The organism is Paenibacillus sp. JCM 10914, assembly GCF_001315105.1.
In the GTDB taxonomy this organism is placed as follows: Bacteria; Bacillota; Bacilli; order Paenibacillales; family Paenibacillaceae; genus Paenibacillus_AQ.
The window spans coordinates 165835-184790 of record NZ_BAZR01000008.1; the positions used below are offsets into that span (position 1 = coordinate 165835).

Annotated in this window: 14 protein-coding genes and 2 pseudogenes; 10 read left to right on the forward strand and 6 right to left on the reverse strand. The window is 49.9% G+C overall.

Annotated features, from left to right (window positions below):
- Positions 1 to 124: 124 nt before the first annotated feature.
- Positions 125 to 679, forward strand: a complete 555-nt coding sequence (locus JCM10914_RS12410; RefSeq protein ID WP_023961343.1) for a molecular chaperone TorD family protein — start codon at positions 125 to 127, stop codon at positions 677 to 679.
- A 228-nt stretch (positions 680 to 907) separates the two neighbouring features.
- Here the strand turns inward: JCM10914_RS12410 and JCM10914_RS12415 are convergent.
- The 5 genes and pseudogenes from JCM10914_RS12415 to JCM10914_RS12435 form a co-directional block, all read right to left on the reverse strand.
- Positions 908 to 4143: pseudogene (locus JCM10914_RS12415) on the reverse strand (efflux RND transporter permease subunit).
- Between the two features lie 31 nt (positions 4144 to 4174).
- Entirely contained in the window at positions 4175 to 5128 is a 954-nt protein-coding gene (locus tag JCM10914_RS12420) for a TetR/AcrR family transcriptional regulator (RefSeq protein WP_023961349.1), read from the reverse strand.
- 152 nt (positions 5129 to 5280) lie between these two features.
- Positions 5281 to 5595 (reverse strand): multidrug efflux SMR transporter, encoded by a 315-nt coding sequence (locus JCM10914_RS12425; RefSeq protein ID WP_023961351.1) that lies wholly within the window; start codon positions 5593 to 5595, stop codon positions 5281 to 5283.
- Entirely contained in the window at positions 5595 to 5936 is a 342-nt protein-coding gene (locus JCM10914_RS12430; protein WP_023961353.1) for a multidrug efflux SMR transporter, read from the reverse strand. Before JCM10914_RS12430 ends, JCM10914_RS12425 begins: the two co-directional genes overlap by 1 nt.
- A gap of 38 nt (positions 5937 to 5974) precedes the next feature.
- A complete protein-coding gene (locus JCM10914_RS12435; protein ID WP_023961355.1) occupies positions 5975 to 6556 on the reverse strand; it encodes a TetR/AcrR family transcriptional regulator in 582 nt (193 codons plus the stop codon).
- A 192-nt stretch (positions 6557 to 6748) separates the two neighbouring features.
- Here JCM10914_RS12435 and cls point away from each other — a divergent pair, with 192 nt between their 5' ends.
- Positions 6749 to 8251: a cardiolipin synthase gene (gene cls / locus JCM10914_RS12440; RefSeq protein ID WP_023961357.1), complete on the forward strand. Its 1503-nt coding sequence runs from the start codon at positions 6749 to 6751 to the stop codon at positions 8249 to 8251.
- A gap of 33 nt (positions 8252 to 8284) precedes the next feature.
- Here the strand turns inward: cls and JCM10914_RS12445 are convergent, their stop codons facing one another.
- Positions 8285 to 9808: a phospholipase D family protein gene (locus JCM10914_RS12445; protein ID WP_036717945.1), complete on the reverse strand. Its 1524-nt coding sequence runs from the start codon at positions 9806 to 9808 to the stop codon at positions 8285 to 8287.
- A gap of 219 nt (positions 9809 to 10027) precedes the next feature.
- Here JCM10914_RS12445 and fni point away from each other — a divergent pair, with 219 nt between their 5' ends.
- The 8 genes and pseudogenes from fni to JCM10914_RS12485 all read left to right on the forward strand — a co-directional run.
- Positions 10028 to 11095, forward strand: a complete 1068-nt coding sequence (fni, locus tag JCM10914_RS12450) for a type 2 isopentenyl-diphosphate Delta-isomerase (RefSeq protein WP_036717948.1) — start codon at positions 10028 to 10030, stop codon at positions 11093 to 11095.
- A gap of 164 nt (positions 11096 to 11259) precedes the next feature.
- Complete coding sequence (gene ychF / locus JCM10914_RS12455; protein ID WP_023961363.1) at positions 11260 to 12360, forward strand: redox-regulated ATPase YchF; 1101 nt, start codon at positions 11260 to 11262, stop codon at positions 12358 to 12360.
- Between the two features lie 168 nt (positions 12361 to 12528).
- Positions 12529 to 13595: pseudogene (gene prfA, locus JCM10914_RS12460) on the forward strand (peptide chain release factor 1).
- 13 nt (positions 13596 to 13608) lie between these two features.
- Positions 13609 to 14496, forward strand: coding sequence for a peptide chain release factor N(5)-glutamine methyltransferase (prmC, locus tag JCM10914_RS12465; protein WP_197286844.1), 888 nt, complete (start codon positions 13609 to 13611; stop codon positions 14494 to 14496).
- 233 nt (positions 14497 to 14729) lie between these two features.
- Positions 14730 to 15902: an FtsW/RodA/SpoVE family cell cycle protein gene (locus JCM10914_RS12470; RefSeq protein WP_023961371.1), complete on the forward strand. Its 1173-nt coding sequence runs from the start codon at positions 14730 to 14732 to the stop codon at positions 15900 to 15902.
- 221 nt (positions 15903 to 16123) lie between these two features.
- The gene (locus JCM10914_RS12475) at positions 16124 to 17308 is read left to right on the forward strand and encodes an FtsW/RodA/SpoVE family cell cycle protein (protein ID WP_023961373.1); all 1185 of its coding nucleotides are present in this window, start codon (positions 16124 to 16126) and stop codon (positions 17306 to 17308) included.
- Positions 17309 to 17506: 198 nt separating this feature from the next.
- Positions 17507 to 18202 (forward strand): stage II sporulation protein R, encoded by a 696-nt coding sequence (gene spoIIR / locus JCM10914_RS12480; RefSeq protein ID WP_023961375.1) that lies wholly within the window; start codon positions 17507 to 17509, stop codon positions 18200 to 18202.
- Between the two features lie 348 nt (positions 18203 to 18550).
- Positions 18551 to 18956, forward strand: a 406-nt coding sequence (locus JCM10914_RS12485; RefSeq protein WP_231638629.1) for an L-threonylcarbamoyladenylate synthase, incomplete at its 3' end; no start/stop codon positions are given.

The window sequence follows — 18956 nt, forward strand, 5'->3', positions numbered from 1 at the left end:
TGAGATGTATCACAGCCATGCATGTGCCAATCATCTATAGTGGAATTGTGAACCATAGCTTCTCCTTTGAAAGTAATCATGAAATTTAGCTAGACACCATTTCTGATACGGGGAGGTTTAATATATGGCGATAACATGGAATGAAACCGTACAAGTCTCTGAGGCTGGTCAGCATTGGATGGAACACCGCAGCACGGTGTATGCGTTATTGATTGATTTTCTGGGCAATCGTCCCAGCTTTTCGTTGATTGCCGATTGGAGTCGGGACAGCAGGATGAAGAGGGTAGCTGAACAATACGAGGCAGCCGGCAAAATCATGAATTATCTTGGCGGACGATCGCCTGAAGAATTATGGAGGATTTATCAGGCTGAAAGCGCTGCTTATGATCTGCTCCTTCAGCAATTCCAACCGCGTCAAGCGACGCAGTCTCATTATGTTGACGAGGGATGCCCTCAGGACGTGGCCGAGTGCTACGCAACCGAAGGGATCGCCTTCAACAAACTTCAAGGAGAAACGGATGATCATATCGCGGTTGAATTGGAATTTATGACACTGCTTCACGATCGTATGCTGGACCATTCGTCCGATGAGCATAACATGAGATACTGGATGATGGTGCAAGAGAGCTTTCTGCAAGACACCTTCTGCGCTGGACTCCTTCTCTTTGCCGGGACGTGAGGTTATCAACGAACAGCCCTCTTTATCAAGGGTTGGCCAATTTGCTTGACGAATTCCTCGTACAGGATGTGCATATGCTTCGGACGTGGATGGGTTCCTATGACAGGCCAGCTTCATCTAAGCATGAAGAGCTTCGCACTCCATTATCTATACTCGCATAAAAAAGAAGCCACGGTCGAATGGAATCGACCGTGGCTTCGTTGTTGCTAGGTAACGTTCATTTTTTACTTAATTCTCAAGCGGGCGCTTCTTGGTGAACTTCATCAGGAACTCATACACGATAGGCACAACGACCAGCGTGAGCAGTGTGGAACTGATCAAACCGCCGATAACGGTGATGCCAAGTCCCTTGGAGATGATACCCGCACTGTTCTCCCATCCGAAGACGAGCGGCAGAAGGGCACCAATCGTAGCCAGAGCGGTCATCAGGATCGGACGAAGACGGGTCGCTCCCGCTTCAAGCAAGGCTTCGCGTGTGTCATACCGTCACGTTCCATATGAATAACGCGGTCGATCAAGACGATGGCGTTGGTTACAACGATACCGATCAACATGAGTACACCCATGAGTGAGGACACGTTCAGCGTCTCGCCTGTAATCAGCAATCCGATGATCGCACCAATGACGATGAACGGCAGCGAGAACAGGATGGCAAATGGCGCCAGTCCTCCGCCAAATGTTACGACGAGAACGAAATACACGATGGCAATCGCAGCGAGCATCGCAAGTCCGAGTTGTCCAAAGGTTTCGTTGATCTGCTCGGTTACACCGCCGAATTGTACGCTGACGCCATCCGGCAGTTCTATCTTATCGACTTCGCTCTGCAGATTGTTCGATGCTGTGCCGACGTCAGCCGTCAGGATGTCGGCCGATACCGTCACCACCATTTTGCCATTGATACGGGTGATCGTATCAGGAGTCGTACCTTGTTCCACCTTGGCAACTTCCTTGATTGGAATTTCCATGCCAAGCGGTGAGGTTACCGTCTCGTTCTCAATCTGTTCAATACTTGTATATGTCGTGTTGTCAGACTCGATATATACTTTGTAGTTCTTATTATCGATCTCAATTTCCGTCAAGACCGGACGCTCTCTAACCGGGCTGAGCTTCATGGCGAGCTGCCCCGCCGTGAGACCCAAGGAGCTGAGTTTCTCTTGGTCGGCTACGAGCGTATACTGTTCGAAAGCCTCGGAAAGACTTGTCTTTGCGTTCTCGAAGGTATCCGTCTGCTGATTAGCAAGTTCGGCAATCTGATCGGCAACCGGCTTGATCTGATCGAGGTTATCGCCGAAGACGTTGACGGTCAGTCCGCCTCCGCCCATGCCTGCAGCCATATCGAGATTGGACCAGGTACCATCCGGCACCTCGGCTGTGAGACCTTCAACGAGTGATTTCTTCACATTCTCGAAATCCTTCGTATCCGGATCGTACATGATATAGAACAGTCCGGAATTGGCATTCCCCATTCCCATCGGATTGCTGCCGCCGATGGAGTATTGCATGCTCTGCACACCGGATTGATCCAGGATATATTCTTCGGCCTTAAGGGCGCGTTCCTCAACATCTTCCAGCAATACGCCAGGTTCCGGCGAATACGTAACCATCACGTATTTGTCTTCCTGTTCCGGAATGAAGCTGACGCCCAGGAATTTGGTGAGGAACAAACTTCCTACCAGCAATAGAATAGCGGCCAGGAATGTAATGGCTTTATGATTAAGCGTCCATTTCAGAATGGAACGGTACCCGCGGGCCATAGCCCCCGGCTTGTCATGGTGGTCATTTTTGTTCTTCAAGCCATTGCGGAACAAGCTGTGCGCCATAGCTGGAACAAGCGTGACCGCAACCACGAGGGATGCCAGCAAGGCGAATACCATCGTCAGTGCAAACGGCATAAACAGCTCGCCGACCATTCCGCTAACGAGTGTCAACGGCAGGAACACGGCGATCGTTACGATCGTGGATGACAGGATCGGTACGAACATTTCACGAGTTGCAGCGCTGATCAGCTCTCGACCCGACAATTTCTCGGTTGAGAGAGACATGCGGCGATAGATGTTCTCGATAACAACGATCGAGTCATCGACAACCCGGCCAATCGCTACGGTCATGGCACCCAGTGACATCATATTCAGCGTAATATCCATTTGTCTCAGGCACAGAATCGCAATGAGCAAGGACAGTGGAATCGAGATAATCGAAATAATTGTCGAACGAATATTGCGCAGGAAGATCATGATGATCAGTACGGCGAACAATGCACCATACAGTGCCTTGAACAACATCGTATGAACGGAATCTTCGATTGGCTTACCCTGATCCAGCATAATGGTCAGGTCCATTCCCGGGAATAAGCCTCTAAGCTCTTCCGCGGTATCTTTTACGCTGTTAACGACATCAACGGTGTTGGCGTCGTTGGCCTTGACGATCTGAATACCGATCGACTCGGCTCCATTGGTGCGGGAGATGGACTCCGATGTACCAATGACTTCGATATTGGCAATTTCACTAAGTTTGACGGTTGGAATGCCAGCACCAGCTCCAGGAGTCGCCCCTTGACCGCCAGCTCCGGCTTCAGGAGCAGTTGCACCGTCTGGTGCACCGCCTTGGCCGTTACCGGCGTTGGCGCCCGGAGCACCGGTGTCAGCACCGCCAGGTGCTGCTCCTTGCCCTTGATCAGCCCCGGCACCTGGAGCGCCAGCTGCTGCTCCGCCTCCGCCAGGAATGACCGGAATTGCAATATTCTTCAGATCATCAATTCCGATGATGCCGCCATCAATCGCGACGGCTTTCTGGGATTTATCCATTTCGAACATGCCCAGTGGAACGTACAGAGCGGAACCTTGCACGATGCCCCGGACGGTATCTTCCGTCAGTCCAAGCTCATTCATTTTGTCCTGATCGAATGTAAGCTGTACTTCGTTGACGAATTGACCGGCTACCTGTACGGAGGCCACGCCATCCAAGTCTTCAAGCACCGGTACAATGTCGTTCTCGGTAATTCTTGTCAGTTCATCCAACGCCATGTTGTCTTTGTTGGAGATACTGAGTGATACCACCGGCATGGAGCTCATGCTGAATTTAGAAATCGATGGTTTCATTGCGTCGTCCGGCAGCGGTACCTCGTTCAAGGCTTCCCGGACGGCCGCTGTAGCGTTATCCAGGTCTGCGCCATAATCGAACTCGACCATGACATTGGCTGCATTCTCCATGGAAGTGGACGTAACGGTCTTTACGCCGTCGATATTCCGCAGCCTGGTCTCCAGTGGTTTGGTTACTTCCTCCACGACCCCTTCAGGGGCTGCTCCCGGATAGATTGCCGTTACGCTTAGAAACGGTACATTAATATCCGGAATAGTCTCTTGTTTCATCGTTAATCCGCTATACAGTCCGCCAAAGCTGACGATAATGGTCAAGAGCCAGATGGCGAATTTGTTGCGTAGCGAGAAATTAATAATTCCTTTCATTATGAGATTCTCTCTCCTCTCCAAATCTTCTTTATGTCTCTAGGGTGGACAAACTTCCTTGTACGATGCCACCCGGTGCAAGGTAGGTTTCCAATACCGTTACAATGGTGCCCTTTAACTCTTCATACAATGCTTCAATACCCTCAATTCCTTCCAAGTTAGCAAGCATGCCCTTAAGAATGGCTCGACTTGGCTGGAGCGAGATCAGTTCCTTCTCCAGGATCGTTAACGATTCGATGGCATCCTCGCGAATATTCTTGGCCAGCGGTATCTGCCGCAAGGAGTTCTTGATTCCCTTGATAACGATAAGCGGGTGTCTCGGCGTACTGGTCTGGGGTTGGCACAAGTCGAGTTGCTCCAGAACATCAACCGGAATGAGGGGCTCAGGCAGTCTGCGCAGGATGCTGGCAACCACATCGTCCAGAAGCTGGATCAGATGCTCGGAGGCTATACCCACGTTCAAATGGAACCCGGGTATGAACATGAAACGGATGTATGAACCGAGCATGCCACCCATGAACATGCCGATCTCCAGCGTATAGGGTTCAGCTTCAGGGCCGTAGATGATCTTCAACTTATGGTTAAACCACTGCAATGCGTCGTGCATTTCTTTCCGGACATCTTCTTTGTCAAAAGGAGGTTTCCCTGGGACGGTCCGATCATGAAACTGCTTCAGCAGGAACTCCCGAATTTCCAGGAAGTGTACCAGCAGCACTTCAACTTGCTTGCGCATCTGTTCTCTGGGCTCAAGCAAGGGATCTTGATCTACCCGTAGAATCTCATCTTTAATCCGTCCCGCAATATACTCGTAGATACTCTTTTCCAGTTCCTCTTTGGACTTGAAGTGTAGATAAAGGCTGCCCTTCGACATCCCGCATACCTCGGCAATCTCCTGCATGGACGTATCCGAAGAACCTTTCGCGGAAAACAGCTGCATCGCAGTGATGAGAATTTGCTGTCTTTTCTCTGCCGTTTTATCAGCCAATCAGTGACTCACCTCTCTCTGAGAACTATGTAGTTCTTGATATGACCAACTGGTCAGAATTTATTATATATGAAAAAGAACGACCGTTTCAACTTTACTACGGTCGTCCTTCCTTATGGTTCTTCCTGAATTGTGAACATTGTTTGAACGAACTAACTAAATAGTTTCAATCCGACGGCCGAGCACAAGATCATGGCGATAAATAAGATTCTCCGCCATTCCTTTGGTTCACCGAACATGAACATCCCGGTAATGGCGCCACCAACCGTCCCAATACCTGTCCAGATGGCGTAGGCAGTTCCCATTGGCAAGTAGATCATGGCGTAGGAGAGAAGTGAGAAACTGATGGAGAAAGAACCGGCCAAAAGCAGGACGTATCGCCATCCCTTTCGCTGAGAGACTCCCTTGATGCCAATGACTCCGCCAATCTCGAACAATCCGGCAAATACAAGCGCGATCCATGCCATTATTTACTCACCTCCGCTGGTGCCTGGTCACTCGTGACGAGCTTAAGGCCGATTACACCAATCAACAATGAACAGATTAGCAGGATTTTAATCGGCTTGAATGGCTCACCGAAGACCAACATCTCGGTTGCGACCGTTCCGGCCGTACCGATTCCCGTGAAAACGGCGTAGACCGTACCGACCGGCAGCCGCTTCGCTGCTTCAATAAGAAGCAGAAAGCTGGCCGCAATGGCAATCAAGGTCCCTGCCCATTCCCATATATTCGAAGAGTGCTTAAGTCCCATCACCCACAATATTTCCACCAATCCACCAAGTAGAACATATAACCAGTTCCGATTCATACGGCCGTCTCTCCCTTAATTCGCAATTCCTAATTTCGTTATTCGTTATGGTTGTATCTTTGTGTCACACCAATCCAAGCAGCATCTACGCGTCGTGCGGCACGTTCCTCACCGCCATATACGATTTCAAGGTGAATTCCATCAAGCAGTGTAATATAAGCGATAGCTGCTTTACGCGGATACCGGATGATTTTTCCGTGAACAGGACATCCGCCGGCCAACAGCTTGGCCAGATTGCTCTCTTGCTGGTCCAGCATCGGATAGACCATGGCCATGACTTCATCATAGAGCGAGCTCGGTGGAAAAAAAGCCATCCGCAGGAAGAAGCGAACCTCATCGTCTCGTTGATAAGCTTGCTGACGATCCTCCAGGAAGCCCTTTAACTGAAGTTCCAGCGGCTGATCTTGAGACTGAAGGAAATGGGATTCCATCTGCCGCTCCTGCCGCTCGAATACATCCTGCAGCACTTGCAGGAACAGGTCTTCCTTGCTTGAGAAGTGAGCATAAATGGATGGCTTCTTAATACCGCTATCGTCCGCGATACTTTTGAGCGAAGCCCCTTCGTAGCCATCCCGAGCAAAGTGAACTAGAGCCGCTTGTTTGATGTTGTCAGAACTCATGGGCGATCCCCTCCTAACTAACGGTCGTTAGGTAATATTTTTAGCAAACGTCAGCTCGACTGTCAATGACTAATTTTGGGGAAACGCCCCACCGAATATATCTTTAGTTCCTGGGGTGGATCATGTAGAATATGGGTGACCATTATCGAGTGTATATAAGAGAGAGAACGATGAAACAAGGGGTAAACCGAGATGAGAAAGGGAATAGAGGCTGTACTGATCACCGCGCTGTTGTTCGCGTTTTATTATTTTGGGATTAATTATTTCGGTAAGACGACCGGTACGATTATCGGAATATTCTCGACGTTGACCGTTGTGTCGATCGGCTTCATGATTTTTATGGAGAATCGGCACCCAACGAGTACGATGGCCTGGATTTTATTACTCGCGCTTGTTCCGATCGTGGGACTCGTGTTTTACTTTCTGTTTGGGCAGAACTATTTTAAACGGAGAAAATATGACAAAAAGGCTCAGAAGGACGTACTGGTCTACACGAGTGAAGTGCTGCGCAAGAGCAGTCCGGACGTATCCTGTTTCAAGCCGGAGTTGCAGCAATTGTTGCAGCTGTCCACCCGACTGGCGCGTACGCCCGTCTCCTTCTCCAGCGATACGCAGGTATTAACGGATGGCGAAGAGACGTTTGCAGCGATGATTCAAGAGCTGGAGAAGGCCACACACCATATTCATATGGAATATTACATATACCGGCCGGATGCTATTGGAACCCAGATTCAGGATCTGCTGATTTCCAAGGCGAAGCAAGGTGTGGCTGTACGGTTCATGGTTGACGCCGTGGGCAGTCTTCAACTGCCGCCTGCCTTTTTGCAGGAGATGAGGGATGCCGGGATTCAGGTTGCTGTATTTGGGAGCCCGAAGACGATTTTCTTCAGCAGCCGCGTGAACTATCGCAATCACCGTAAGATCGTGGTTATTGACGGTAGTGTGGGCTTTGTTGGCGGTTTGAACGTAGGCGATGAGTATTTGAGTCGCAGCAAGGCTTTCGGATTCTGGCGCGATACCCATATTTTGATCCGCGGCGAAGCGGTGAGGACCTTGCAGGTGGTTTTTCTGCAGGATTGGGAGTATATGACAAGCGAGCAACCGAAGGATCAGATGTATTATTCACCCGAATTGCTCGAGAACCAGCAGGGAGCTGTGCAGATCATTGCAAGTGGACCGGATAATGAGCGCAGGGCACTTAAGAATATCTTTTTCTCCATGATTGTCTCCGCGCGCAAGTCGATCTGGTTAGCAACACCCTATTTTATCCCGGACGAAGATATACTAACCGCGCTGCGAGTGGCTGCATTATCGGGCCTGGATGTGCGGATTCTATTTCCCTCCAAACCGGACAAGTGGTTGCCGTTTCTCGCTTCACATTCCTATTTTCCATCCCTGCTAGATGCCGGGGTACAGGTGTATGAATACGAGAAAGGCTTCATGCATTCCAAGCTGCTGATTGTAGACGGGGAAGTGGCTACCATCGGGACGGCGAACATGGACATGCGCAGCTTTCATCTGAATTTTGAGGTTAACGCATTGTTAGTGCATACGGAAAGCGTGAATAAGCTGGTGTCTGACTTCCAGCATGATCTAGAGCATACGGTGTTGTTCGACCGCAATCATACGCGCAAGAAGCGCATCATGACCAGGCTGCTCGAATCGGCTGCCAGACTGATGTCTCCTTTATTGTAGCTCTGCGGGCTATGATGTCGATTACACGAAGGTCTAGAAGGTAGTAAAGCCGAGCACTTTTTGCAGATGGAGCAACACGCCCTTCATCCATGTCGTCTCGTCTTGATAGGCTTCGATGTCGAGCGTGAACACGGTGCCTTCGTTGTTCCAGAGTTGATTGAAATAACGTTCCAGCTCTTCTACCATCGGATGATGGGCAGGCGCTTCAATCCACAAATTATTCTCCAGATTCAGATCGGCCAGGTTGCGCTGCGTGAAATTCGCAGAACCGCCTGTGACAATCGATGGGCCGTTTGACTTGGCAATGTACATGAGTTTCGTATGGTATTGCTCCGTTCCGGTGTTATACCAGCGAATCTTGATTTTATGATCCGATCTCCGAATTAACTCTGCGGCAGCTGGTCGATTGGGAATGCCGATCTTATCACGTCCGAATGCATTTTGATTAGGGTCCAGAATCAGACGGACCTCAACGCCCCGGCCCGCCGCTTGCACAAGCTCATCCATAACCTTGCCGTCAGCCAAGTAGAACATACCCATCCACAAGATATCCCCTGTCTGGGCTTGCGAAATCGCGCGCAATATATAATCGTGAATCTTGCCTTCCGTCAAATATCGAACATCGGCCGGATTACGATGATGGGATGGGGGAGGAACAAATTCAGGCAGCTGAAGATCACTGGACAGATTAACAGCCGCCTGTTCGGCCGCCAGTATATCTTGAATGATGCCGCCGTTTGTCTCAAAAGCAATGTTGGAATTATAGGCACTGGCATCATGCATATTGGCCGATGTAACGAGTGCCGTATGTTCACTGATGATTACTTTGCGGTGATTAGCTTTGACGTTAAGCAGCTTTAGATAAGAGCGGACCGTAATATCAGGCGCTTCATTAGCCATTAGATTGGGCAAGGTACCTTTCCCGGATTGGCCAAACCATTGAATGAAGGTGCGCCATACGGCAGAGTAGATCGGGGTTGAGTCCCGGAGTGGGTCGACATTGGTGATGATGACATGAATGCCTGCAGCTTCCATCCGATCGAACTCTGGTAGCGAATACGATCCGTATCCCGTATTGACTTCATCGCTAATGAAGAAGATATCCATATCCGGATATTTTTCTTTTTGTGCGATCAGGCGCGCCGTTAAATCGCCGCTGACGACCGGGAAATCCTGATCTTTATGGGCATAGCTGTTGAAGAGGAACATGTCGATGACCAGGAATTCCCGTGCTTCTTCGATGATCTCTCCGATGCGAGGTCCGATTTCACGATGCTGAACGGATTGTCCACCAGCGCCTGGGTACGTTAGATCGACCCACATCTTCACGTCCGCTTGATATGGCGGACTTTCATATGAAATACCGGGAGGCAGCGGCTTATTGGTCTGATAGACCATGACGCCGATAAGCCACAGAACCAGCAAGCCAACTCCCAGCAAGAGGTAATTGGGAGTTTGGCCGCTTCGAGAACGTTTGGTTGGTTTCGATGAGGGCAACGTGTTATCGGAAGAAGTAGAATTCGATTGGTTCTCGTGAGATCGTCGGCGGTTAAACAAGTTATTCCCATCCTCCTGTCTTGTGGCGCGGATATGTATAATGTTAATTAACGTTAATGCCCAGCCGTGACGCAGTTTACGATAAGATAAAGCCGTTTGGCAAGCGATCATGCCGCTCAGGGTACAGACTTTGCCAGGATCGCGAGTTCAGGCTAATATTGTTGCTTGTTACGAGTTATATCATGCAAGGTTAGAAGATGGAGAGAGAGGTGAAGGACCGTGCATACCGAACAAAATCGATCCGATAGAAGATTGTTACCAGAGATTCCTACGAGTGAACGCAAAATAGAACACGTTCGTCTGTGCCTTGAGGAGGAAGTGAACGCCGTGGGAATTACTTCAGGTTTTGAATCATACCGATTCAGTCATGCAGCACTGCCCGAGCTTGACTTTGAGGAGATTCAATTAAATACCGCCTTTAGCGGGATGTCAGTTCGGACTCCGCTCTTGATCAGTTCAATGACCGGCGGAAGCCAAACCACCGGCGAGATTAATCTTCGCTTGGCGGAAGCAGCTGAACGCCGTGGATGGGCAATTGGTGTCGGGTCTGTAAGAGCCGCAGTCGAACAGGAAGAACTGGCGCCAACATTTCGTGTGCGTGAACGTGCGCCAAACGTGCCTGTTATTGCTAATCTGGGTGCGGTGCAGTTAAATTACGGCTTTGGAGCAGAAGATTGCCAGCGTGCCGTGGATATTGCGGGTGCGGATATGCTGGTCTTTCATTTGAATACGCTTCAAGAGGTGTTTCAGCCGGAGGGCAACACGCGTTTTGGAGGCCTCCTAACCCAAATTGAGGATGTTTGCCGAAAGTTGGAGGTACCTATTGGTGTTAAAGAAGTTGGATGGGGCATTGATGGGGAAACCGCCCGGCGGTTAGTGGATATCGGTGTGTCTTTCATCGACGTAGCGGGAGCAGGAGGAACATCCTGGAGCCAGGTAGAGAAATACCGCAGCAAGGATCCGGTGCGTCGTGCCGCCGCGGAGGCTTTTGCTGACTGGGGCAATCCCACAGCGGCATGCATTCTGGATGTGCGGAGGACGTTGCCGCAGTGCGCGCTGATTGGCAGCGGCGGTCTGAAGAGTGGCGTGGACGCGGCCAAGGCGATAGCGCTCGGCGCTGATATGGTCGGCTTCGGTCGCGGATTGCTCGGTTCGGCGGTGGATTCGGAGGAATCTCTGGATCAGAGACTTGCACAAGTCGAATTGGAACTGACAACGGCCATGTTCGGGATTGGAGCAAGCAACATCAATGAATTGAAATCTACGCAGCGACTCAAGCGGGTTTAGCGACAGACGGGATGCCAGGATATTCGTATTGAACTCTAAAGGGTATCTGCTATAATTAATAGGATTGTTTGTTAACTGGAGGAGTCTGGGCTGGAGGGTTTTGCCCCCGGCTTTATATACTGATCACTGAGAAGAGTAAACCTGATAAGGAGTTGTCACATACAATGGCTTTGAAAGCTGGTATCGTCGGTTTGCCAAACGTCGGCAAATCTACATTGTTTAACGCGATTACGCAAGCGGGGGCTGAGTCTGCTAACTATCCGTTCTGCACGATTGACCCGAATGTGGGTGTGGTGGAGGTGCCCGATGAGCGCCTTGATAAGTTAACCGAGCTGGTGCAGCCGAACAAAACGGTTCCTACCGCTTTTGAATTTGTGGATATCGCAGGCTTGGTACGCGGTGCCAGCAAGGGCGAGGGGTTAGGTAACAAATTTCTGGCCCATATCCGCGAGGTAGACGCGATCGTCCATGTCGTTCGTTGTTTTGAGGATGAGAACATTACGCATGTGGATGGCAAAGTGAATCCCGTGAGCGATATCCAGACGATTAACCTGGAATTGATTCTGGCCGACCTGGACAGTGTGGAGAAGCGCATTGACCGTGCCAAGAAGAATATGAAGGGCGGCAACAAGCAGTTCGTTCAGGAAGTGGAACTGCTGGAGCGCATGAAGGAAGCCCTGTACAATGACCAGCCTGCACGCAGTGTTGAACTGACCGATGATGAGAAGCTGATTATTCGCGACCTTCACTTGTTGACGCTGAAGCCGGTTCTGTATGCGGCCAACTTGAGCGAAGACGGCGTTAATGAAGCGGATAGCAATCCGTATGTACAGCAAGTACGTGACTTTGCCGCTGCTGAGAATGCTGTTGTTGTTCCGATCAGCGCGAAGGTGGAAGCTGAAATCGCCGAGCTTGAGGGTGAGGACAAAGAGATGTTCCTGGAGGAACTCGGACTTGCGGAATCCGGCTTGAACCGTCTGATTAAGGCAGCGTACAGCCTGCTTGGATTGTATACTTATTTCACGGCGGGTGTGCAGGAAGTGCGCGCTTGGACGATCCGTAAAGGCACTAAGGCTCCGCAAGCGGCTGGCGTCATTCACACCGACTTCGAGCGTGGGTTTATCCGTGCGGAAGTGGTGGCTTATGACGATCTGGTTGCTGCTGGTTCTATGAACGGTGCGAAGGAACGCGGGCAGCTTCGTCTGGAAGGCAAAGAGTATGTTGTCAGCGATGGCGATGTTATGCATTTCCGCTTCAACGTGTAGATCGATATAGAACGAAGGGCCATGGCTCCATGCCACTAATGTGCGTGGAACTGTGGTCTTTGTTTTGAGGTTGGGCGAGCGGGCTGCTGTTCAATAACAGGCAAACATGGTATAATAAAAAGTCGTTTAGACACGTATTGGTGAATATATCAAGAGAGGTGATTTCCTTTGTTGGACCGATTACAATCCCTCGCGGATCGTTATGAGAAGCTAAGTGAGCTCTTATGTGATCCGGATGTAGCGAATGACTCTAAGAAGCTTAGAGATTATTCCAAGGAACAATCTGATTTGCAGCCTGCTTATGAGGCTTATGTTGAATATAAGAACGTTATGGAAGAACTCGAGGCTGCGAAGACCATGCAGGGCGAGAAGATGGATGATGAGATGCGTGAAATGGTCAAGATGGAAATCGATGAGTTGTCCGCTCGGCAGGTTGTGCTGGAGGAGACCATCCGTATTCTGCTCTTGCCGAAGGATCCGAATGATGATAAGAACGTTATCATCGAAATTCGCGGTGCGGCCGGCGGAGATGAAGCGGCATTGTTCGCTTCCGATCTGTACCGGATGTACACCCGTTTTGCCGATACGCAAGGCTGGAAGGTAGAGCTGATGGACGTCAACATGAATGATCTCGGCGGTTTCAAGGAAGTGATCTTCATGATTAACGGTCGCGGTGCTTACAGCAAAATGAAGTTCGAGAGTGGCGCTCACCGCGTACAGCGCATACCAACACCGAGTCGGGGGGAAGGATTCATACGTCGACCTCGACCGTGGCCGTCATGCCAGAAGCGGAAGAAGTGGATATTGAGATTCATGACAAGGATATTCGTGTCGATACGTTCTGTTCCAGTGGAGCCGGCGGCCAGTCCGTTAATACAACCAAATCGGCCGTGCGCGTTACACATATCCCGACGGGTATCGTGGCTACTTGTCAGGATGGCAAATCGCAGAACTCCAATAAAGATAAAGCATTGCAGGTACTTCGTGCCCGTATCTTTGATATGATGCGCCAGGAGGAAGAAGCGAAGTATGCCGGTGAACGTAAGAGCAAAGTGGGTACAGGCGATCGTAGCGAACGAATCCGCACATACAACTTCCCGCAGAGCCGTGTAACGGATCATCGGATCGGCCTTACGGTCCATAAGCTGGATCAAGTGATGAATGGTGAGATTGAAGAGATCGTTTCGGCCCTGACCATTGCGGAGCAGGCCGAAATGATGGATAAAGGAGTATAACGCTTTGAAGCGGATGATCTTTGAATTGACGCCGCAGCGCAGCATAAGAGAAGCCTTCCTGGAGGCTTCTTCTTTTTTAGAAGGCGTCAAGGTGATGGAAGCACGGCGAAATGCGCAGCTGTTGCTGGAACATGTGTTGGACTTGTCGGGTACAGCCTATTATATGGCGCTCGGCGAGCCCTTTCCCGAGCATCGTAAGGCAGCGTTTGAAGAGGTGATCGGCCATAAGGCTGCGGGAGTGCCTGCACAATATATTATCGGTGAGCAGGAATTCTATGGTCGACCGTTTACGGTTACACCGGCTGTACTTATTCCAAGGCCTGAAACCGAGCTTCTAGTCGAAGCCGTACTGGAGCATGGGCAGCTGCTGGCCCCTCGTCCGTCTTCCCATGGGAGGCTGCTAGCAGCGGATATCGGCGCTGGCAGTGGAGCGATCGCGGTTACGCTGGCGCTCCACTCGCCCACTTGGCAGCTACTGGCCAGCGATATTTCCAGCGATGCGCTGGAAGTAGCCTCGCGCAATGCCGAGAGGCTTGGGGCAGACGTTGAATTTCGCCAAGGAAATCTACTCGAACCGTTGGCGGGATTAGCGCCAGATATCATCGTGTCGAACCCGCCGTATATTCCGGCAGAAGATATTGAGGAACTGCAGCCGGAGGTGCGCGACCATGAGCCGCGCTTGGCACTCGATGGCGGGGAGGACGGGCTTCGTCCTTACCGCATCATGATGGAACAGCTGCCGTTATTGGCAGCCCCTCCCCGGCTGATCGCGTTTGAGCTTGGTCAAGGCCAGGCGGAAGATGTGGCTGCAATCCTGCGCGCCGCAGGGCATTGGGCAGAGATTGTGACCATTCAGGACTTGCAAGGCATTGACCGCCATGTTCTTGGGATATCGCGCTAATGGATATGGAGGCCCCCAAACTATTATCGAGATGGAATCGTTACATCTGCATGTAAGATCGATGCGGTGACGAAAGCTTAGATATGCCGCTCGTTGTGTTCGATGGGGAATTCTTTTAGAATAGACGGTGGGTATAAGGTAGTAAGCTTTCTTTTATGTTTGCTGTCGATCAACTTGCTCGCAAGGGCAAAGCGGAGCTTTGATCCGGTAGCTCCGGGCACAGGGGGAACAACATGCTGGAGAAAATCAAGAAAATTGACTACGTAATCGTATTTGTACTGGCGATGCTGATGATCATCAGTATCGTGTCGATATATAGCGCTACGGCCGATACGAGGTTTGAGGGACTTCATCTTCGTATGATCGGTTATTACATCTTGGGATTTATTGCGTTCTTCGGAATTAGTTTGATTGATTACCGGGTGTTAATTAAGTATGCGACTTATATATACCTCGGTGGCCTGCTGATATTAGTGCTCGTTATTTTTATCGGAACGGATTTGAATGGCGCGCAAGGCTGGATTTATATTGGCGGATTAAGTATCCAGCCGGCTGAACTGTTTAAATTGGTGCTTATCATCTTTCTGGCTTATGTGTTGGTGCGTAAGAACAAGGCCCAACTTGGATTCTGGAAGGATGTTATCCCTCTGGGGTTGCTGACTTTGCTTCCGTTCGGGATTGTTATGATTCAGAATGACCTTGGGAATGCACTCAGCTATGTGGTTATCCTGATCGGGCTGCTCTGGATCGGTAATATTAAGTATACGCATGCACTCATTGGATTCGTATTGGCGGCAGGGGTCGCTTTCGGGGCTATCCAGGCTTATGTTCATTATCATGATGAACTTCTGGAAGCCGGAATTCTGAAGCCTCACTGGGTGGGACGGATTGATCCGTGGCTCTTCCCCGAGAAAGCGACGACTGACGCCAGCTGGCATACGAAGAACGCCAAGCTGGCGATTGCGACCGGTGGTTTGAGTGGTGAAGGCTTCATGCAGGGCTCAACGGTTCAATCCAACCGTGTGCCTTATACGTATTCTGACTCCATCTTTGCCCTAATAGCAGAAGAGTTCGGATTTATTGGATCGTCTGTCTTATTGCTGTTATATTTCATATTGATTCACAGGCTAATTCTGATTGCGCTGGAGTGCCGGGAGCGAGCAGGGCCATTCATGATTATCGGTATCGTTGCGATGTTCCTGTATCAGATCTTCGAGAATATCGGCATGTTTATCGGTCTGATGCCCTTGACGGGGATTACGCTGCCCTTCATCAGTTATGGCGGTACATCACTGCTCATTAATATGGCCAGCATTGGTGTTGCGATGAGTGTGAAACTGCACGGTCAGGAAGTGGAGGAAGAGATGCCGGATCCTGAATCATACCGTCCTGTAGCGACTAAATAGATCTCACCCTAGACCGTTGAGATGTGAAAAGAGATGTTATCCTTAGGGAGCATCTCTTTTGGTTTTTAGTCTGAAACTATATTATTACAGTTTGTGCTGTAGTTGGATTTCTTTTAAAATAAAGGATGGGACAGAAGCAGGGTAACTTTGGATTCACAGCATCTGTTAATCTGGCTATATGGCTGCCGGCGTCGGGAGCCAAGGTGTAGGGGGATCAATCCATGCTTCAGAAATTAAAGAAAATTGATTTTGTTATTGTTACCGTGATTGTATTACTGATGGTAATCAGCATCACATCGTTATACAGCGTAACTTCGGGTACGGAGAAGTGGGATGGTTATCATATTAAGATGATCATGTTTTATATTGTGGGGTTCGTAGCCTTTTTTGGAATGAGTTTATTAGACTACCGGGTTCTTATGAAATATGGATTATATATATTCTTGGGCGGCCTGGCATTATTGGTGTTCGTTATGTTTTTCGGAGCGGAACTCAATGGTTCCAAAGGGTGGATAAACCTTGGGTTTGCCAGCTTGCAGCCTGCTGAGCTATTCAAACTGGTGTTGATTATTTTTCTGACCTATATACTCGTGCGCAAAAACAAACCACAGCTCTCTTTTTTTCGCGACGTGATCCCGATCGCTCTGCTTGCGTTTATTCCCTTTGCACTCGTGATGGCGATCAATGACCTGGGGAATGCACTAAGTTACATCGTCATTCTGGTCGGATTACTTTGGATTGGCAATGTTAAATTATCTCATGCGTTAATAGGATTGGCGCTGCTTGCCGGATCCGCTCTTGGTGGAATACAGGCTTACATTCATTATCATGATGAAATTTCGGCGTTTATGAAGGAAGGGAGCCGGGCGCACTGGCTGGATCGTATCGATCCGTGGCTCATGCCGGAGGAAGCGGATAAATCGGGTGCCGGGTACCATACATACAACGCGAAATTAGCTATTGCCTCCGGTGGTATGACGGGGGAAGGCTTTATGCAGGGAACATCAGTACAGTCGGGTCGAGTCCCTTACACGTATTCAGATTCGATCTTCGCACAAATTGCAGAGGAATATGGATTTATCGGTTCTTCTGTACTGCTCTTGTTGTACTTTATTCTGATTCACCGCATGATTTTGATTTCACTTGAGTCGCGGGAGCGAGCAGGTCCGTTTCTTATTGTTGGTATCGTGTCTATGTTTTTGTACCAAATATTTGAGAACATTGGCATGTTTATCGGTCTGATGCCGCTAACGGGGATTACGCTTCCTTTCATCAGTTACGGAGGGACATCGCTTGTTATCAGCATGGCGAGTCTCGGCGTAGCGATGAGTGTGAAGTTACACGGACAGGATCTGGAAGAGGATATTCCGGTTCCCCTTACGTACCGTCCCGAACCAGCCAAGTGAGTTGGCGTTTATAGATTTCTGGTGAATTGTCCATATCATAAATCAACAAAAGTGGCGTCCTGTTGGACGGCGCTTTTTTGCATGTCAGTAGAATGAATCTATGAGTTTTTTCTTTTTGCTAGATTCTATGTTTATATCTTATTCAGCCGGACATACTGATAGCATCATAGATTATTCAGTGAGAGGCGGCTGACGTAGATGCAGAATTATAGTGAAACCCTCCGTATTATGTTTAAAAAAATGGTATTGCTATTATCCAGTTTATTCATGGTGATGATGTCGTGGGAAGGGCAGCAGATCGATGCTTCCGTTGTCGGAGGACCGATTCCGCAAGAGTCGATTCGCCTGCGTATTCTCGCGAATTCCGATAGCCCTTCCGATCAGTTGGTAAAGCGGGAGATTCGTGACGCCGTTGTCGAACAGATGCAGTTGTGGGTGCTTGCGCTTGAGAATCCCCAGAGTCTTGAAGATGCTAAGGAAATGACGAAGCAGCATTTGCCGGAAATTCGTCAGTTGGTGGGAGAAGAACTGAACAAAAGAGGGATCTCATACAGCTATCAGGTCGAATTAGGCTCCGTTCCGTTCCCGACGAAGCTATATGGCGGCACCGTATATCCGGCTGGCGATTATGACGCGGTACGTATTACGCTGGGTGAAGGTCAGGGTCAGAATTGGTGGTGCGTACTCTTTCCGCCACTGTGCTTCATTGACGGTGGAAGCGGCGACGCTGCGGCGCAATCGGTCGATGCAGGGATTCAGACGGTTTCGGCGGATGTTGCGGATACGACGGGCGATGACACCCTTAAGAATGCAGCCGACTCGGAGCCGGAGGTGCGATTCTTCTTATGGGACATGTTCCTGGGCCTGTGGAATTGGGTAGCTAGTCTGTTCTAATGGCGGAGTATCGTGAATACCACCAGCTTCCTTAAGTCTAGTGATGTTCATTGCATGAACAGTATGATAAACTTCCATGTAGAAGAGTGCTTTCTCTTTGGCGCGACCGATTCGTTCAGAAATCGGCACGGGACGAAGAATCCAAAGCGCTTTTTATTTTTTGAAGGTAAGTTTGGCAAGTGTACAATAGGACATTTATGTTTATATCATTTATATACAGAAAGCTTGGGATAGATTATGAAGCAGAAGGATCTGGACATGGATACGGCCATAGAACAGTTGAATAGGTCAGGAGATCAGCGAGAGGCATCCGTAACTAGGATGTGGGAAGTATCCGCACCATTATCCATGGCGAAATGGAGTCCGCAGTTCAAAGAACAGCAGGCGCTGCAGGAAGCCGGCGCGGTGCTGGCTCAAGGAGGAACCGTAGCCTTCCCAACCGAGACGGTATATGGGCTGGGTGCGGATGCGGGGAATACGGAAGCGGTTGAGCGAATATTTGTCGCCAAGGGGCGCCCAGCAGACAATCCGCTCATCGTCCATATCTCCAAGTTGTCGCAACTGGAGGGGATCGTGGCACACGTGAACGAGACGGAGCAGACGTTGATGAATGCGTTCTGGCCCGGTCCGCTGTCGTTGGTACTGCCGGTCAAGGAGGGGGCGGTATCGCCGCGTGTTACGGCGGGGCTCGACACGGTTGCCGTTCGGATGCCCGACCATCCGGTTGCGCTCGCATTGATCAGCGCCGCGGGCT

What these genes read in the sequence shown, in the direction of transcription:
- JCM10914_RS12410 (WP_023961343.1), top strand. Translation starts at nt 125, where the DNA reads ATGGCGATAACATGGAATGAAACCGTACAAGTCTCTGAGGCTGGTCAG.
- JCM10914_RS12425 (WP_023961351.1), bottom strand. Translation starts at nt 5,595, where the DNA reads ATGGCATGGATCGCGCTTGTATTTGCCGGATTGTTCGAGATTGGCGGA.
- JCM10914_RS12430 (WP_023961353.1), bottom strand. Translation starts at nt 5,936, where the DNA reads ATGAATCGGAACTGGTTATATGTTCTACTTGGTGGATTGGTGGAAATA.
- JCM10914_RS12435 (WP_023961355.1), bottom strand. Translation starts at nt 6,556, where the DNA reads ATGAGTTCTGACAACATCAAACAAGCGGCTCTAGTTCACTTTGCTCGG.
- cls (WP_023961357.1), top strand. Translation starts at nt 6,749, where the DNA reads ATGAGAAAGGGAATAGAGGCTGTACTGATCACCGCGCTGTTGTTCGCG.
- ychF (WP_023961363.1), top strand. Translation starts at nt 11,260, where the DNA reads ATGGCTTTGAAAGCTGGTATCGTCGGTTTGCCAAACGTCGGCAAATCT.
- prmC (WP_197286844.1), top strand. Translation starts at nt 13,609, where the DNA reads ATGATCTTTGAATTGACGCCGCAGCGCAGCATAAGAGAAGCCTTCCTG.
- JCM10914_RS12470 (WP_023961371.1), top strand. Translation starts at nt 14,730, where the DNA reads ATGCTGGAGAAAATCAAGAAAATTGACTACGTAATCGTATTTGTACTG.
- JCM10914_RS12475 (WP_023961373.1), top strand. Translation starts at nt 16,124, where the DNA reads ATGCTTCAGAAATTAAAGAAAATTGATTTTGTTATTGTTACCGTGATT.
- spoIIR (WP_023961375.1), top strand. Translation starts at nt 17,507, where the DNA reads ATGCAGAATTATAGTGAAACCCTCCGTATTATGTTTAAAAAAATGGTA.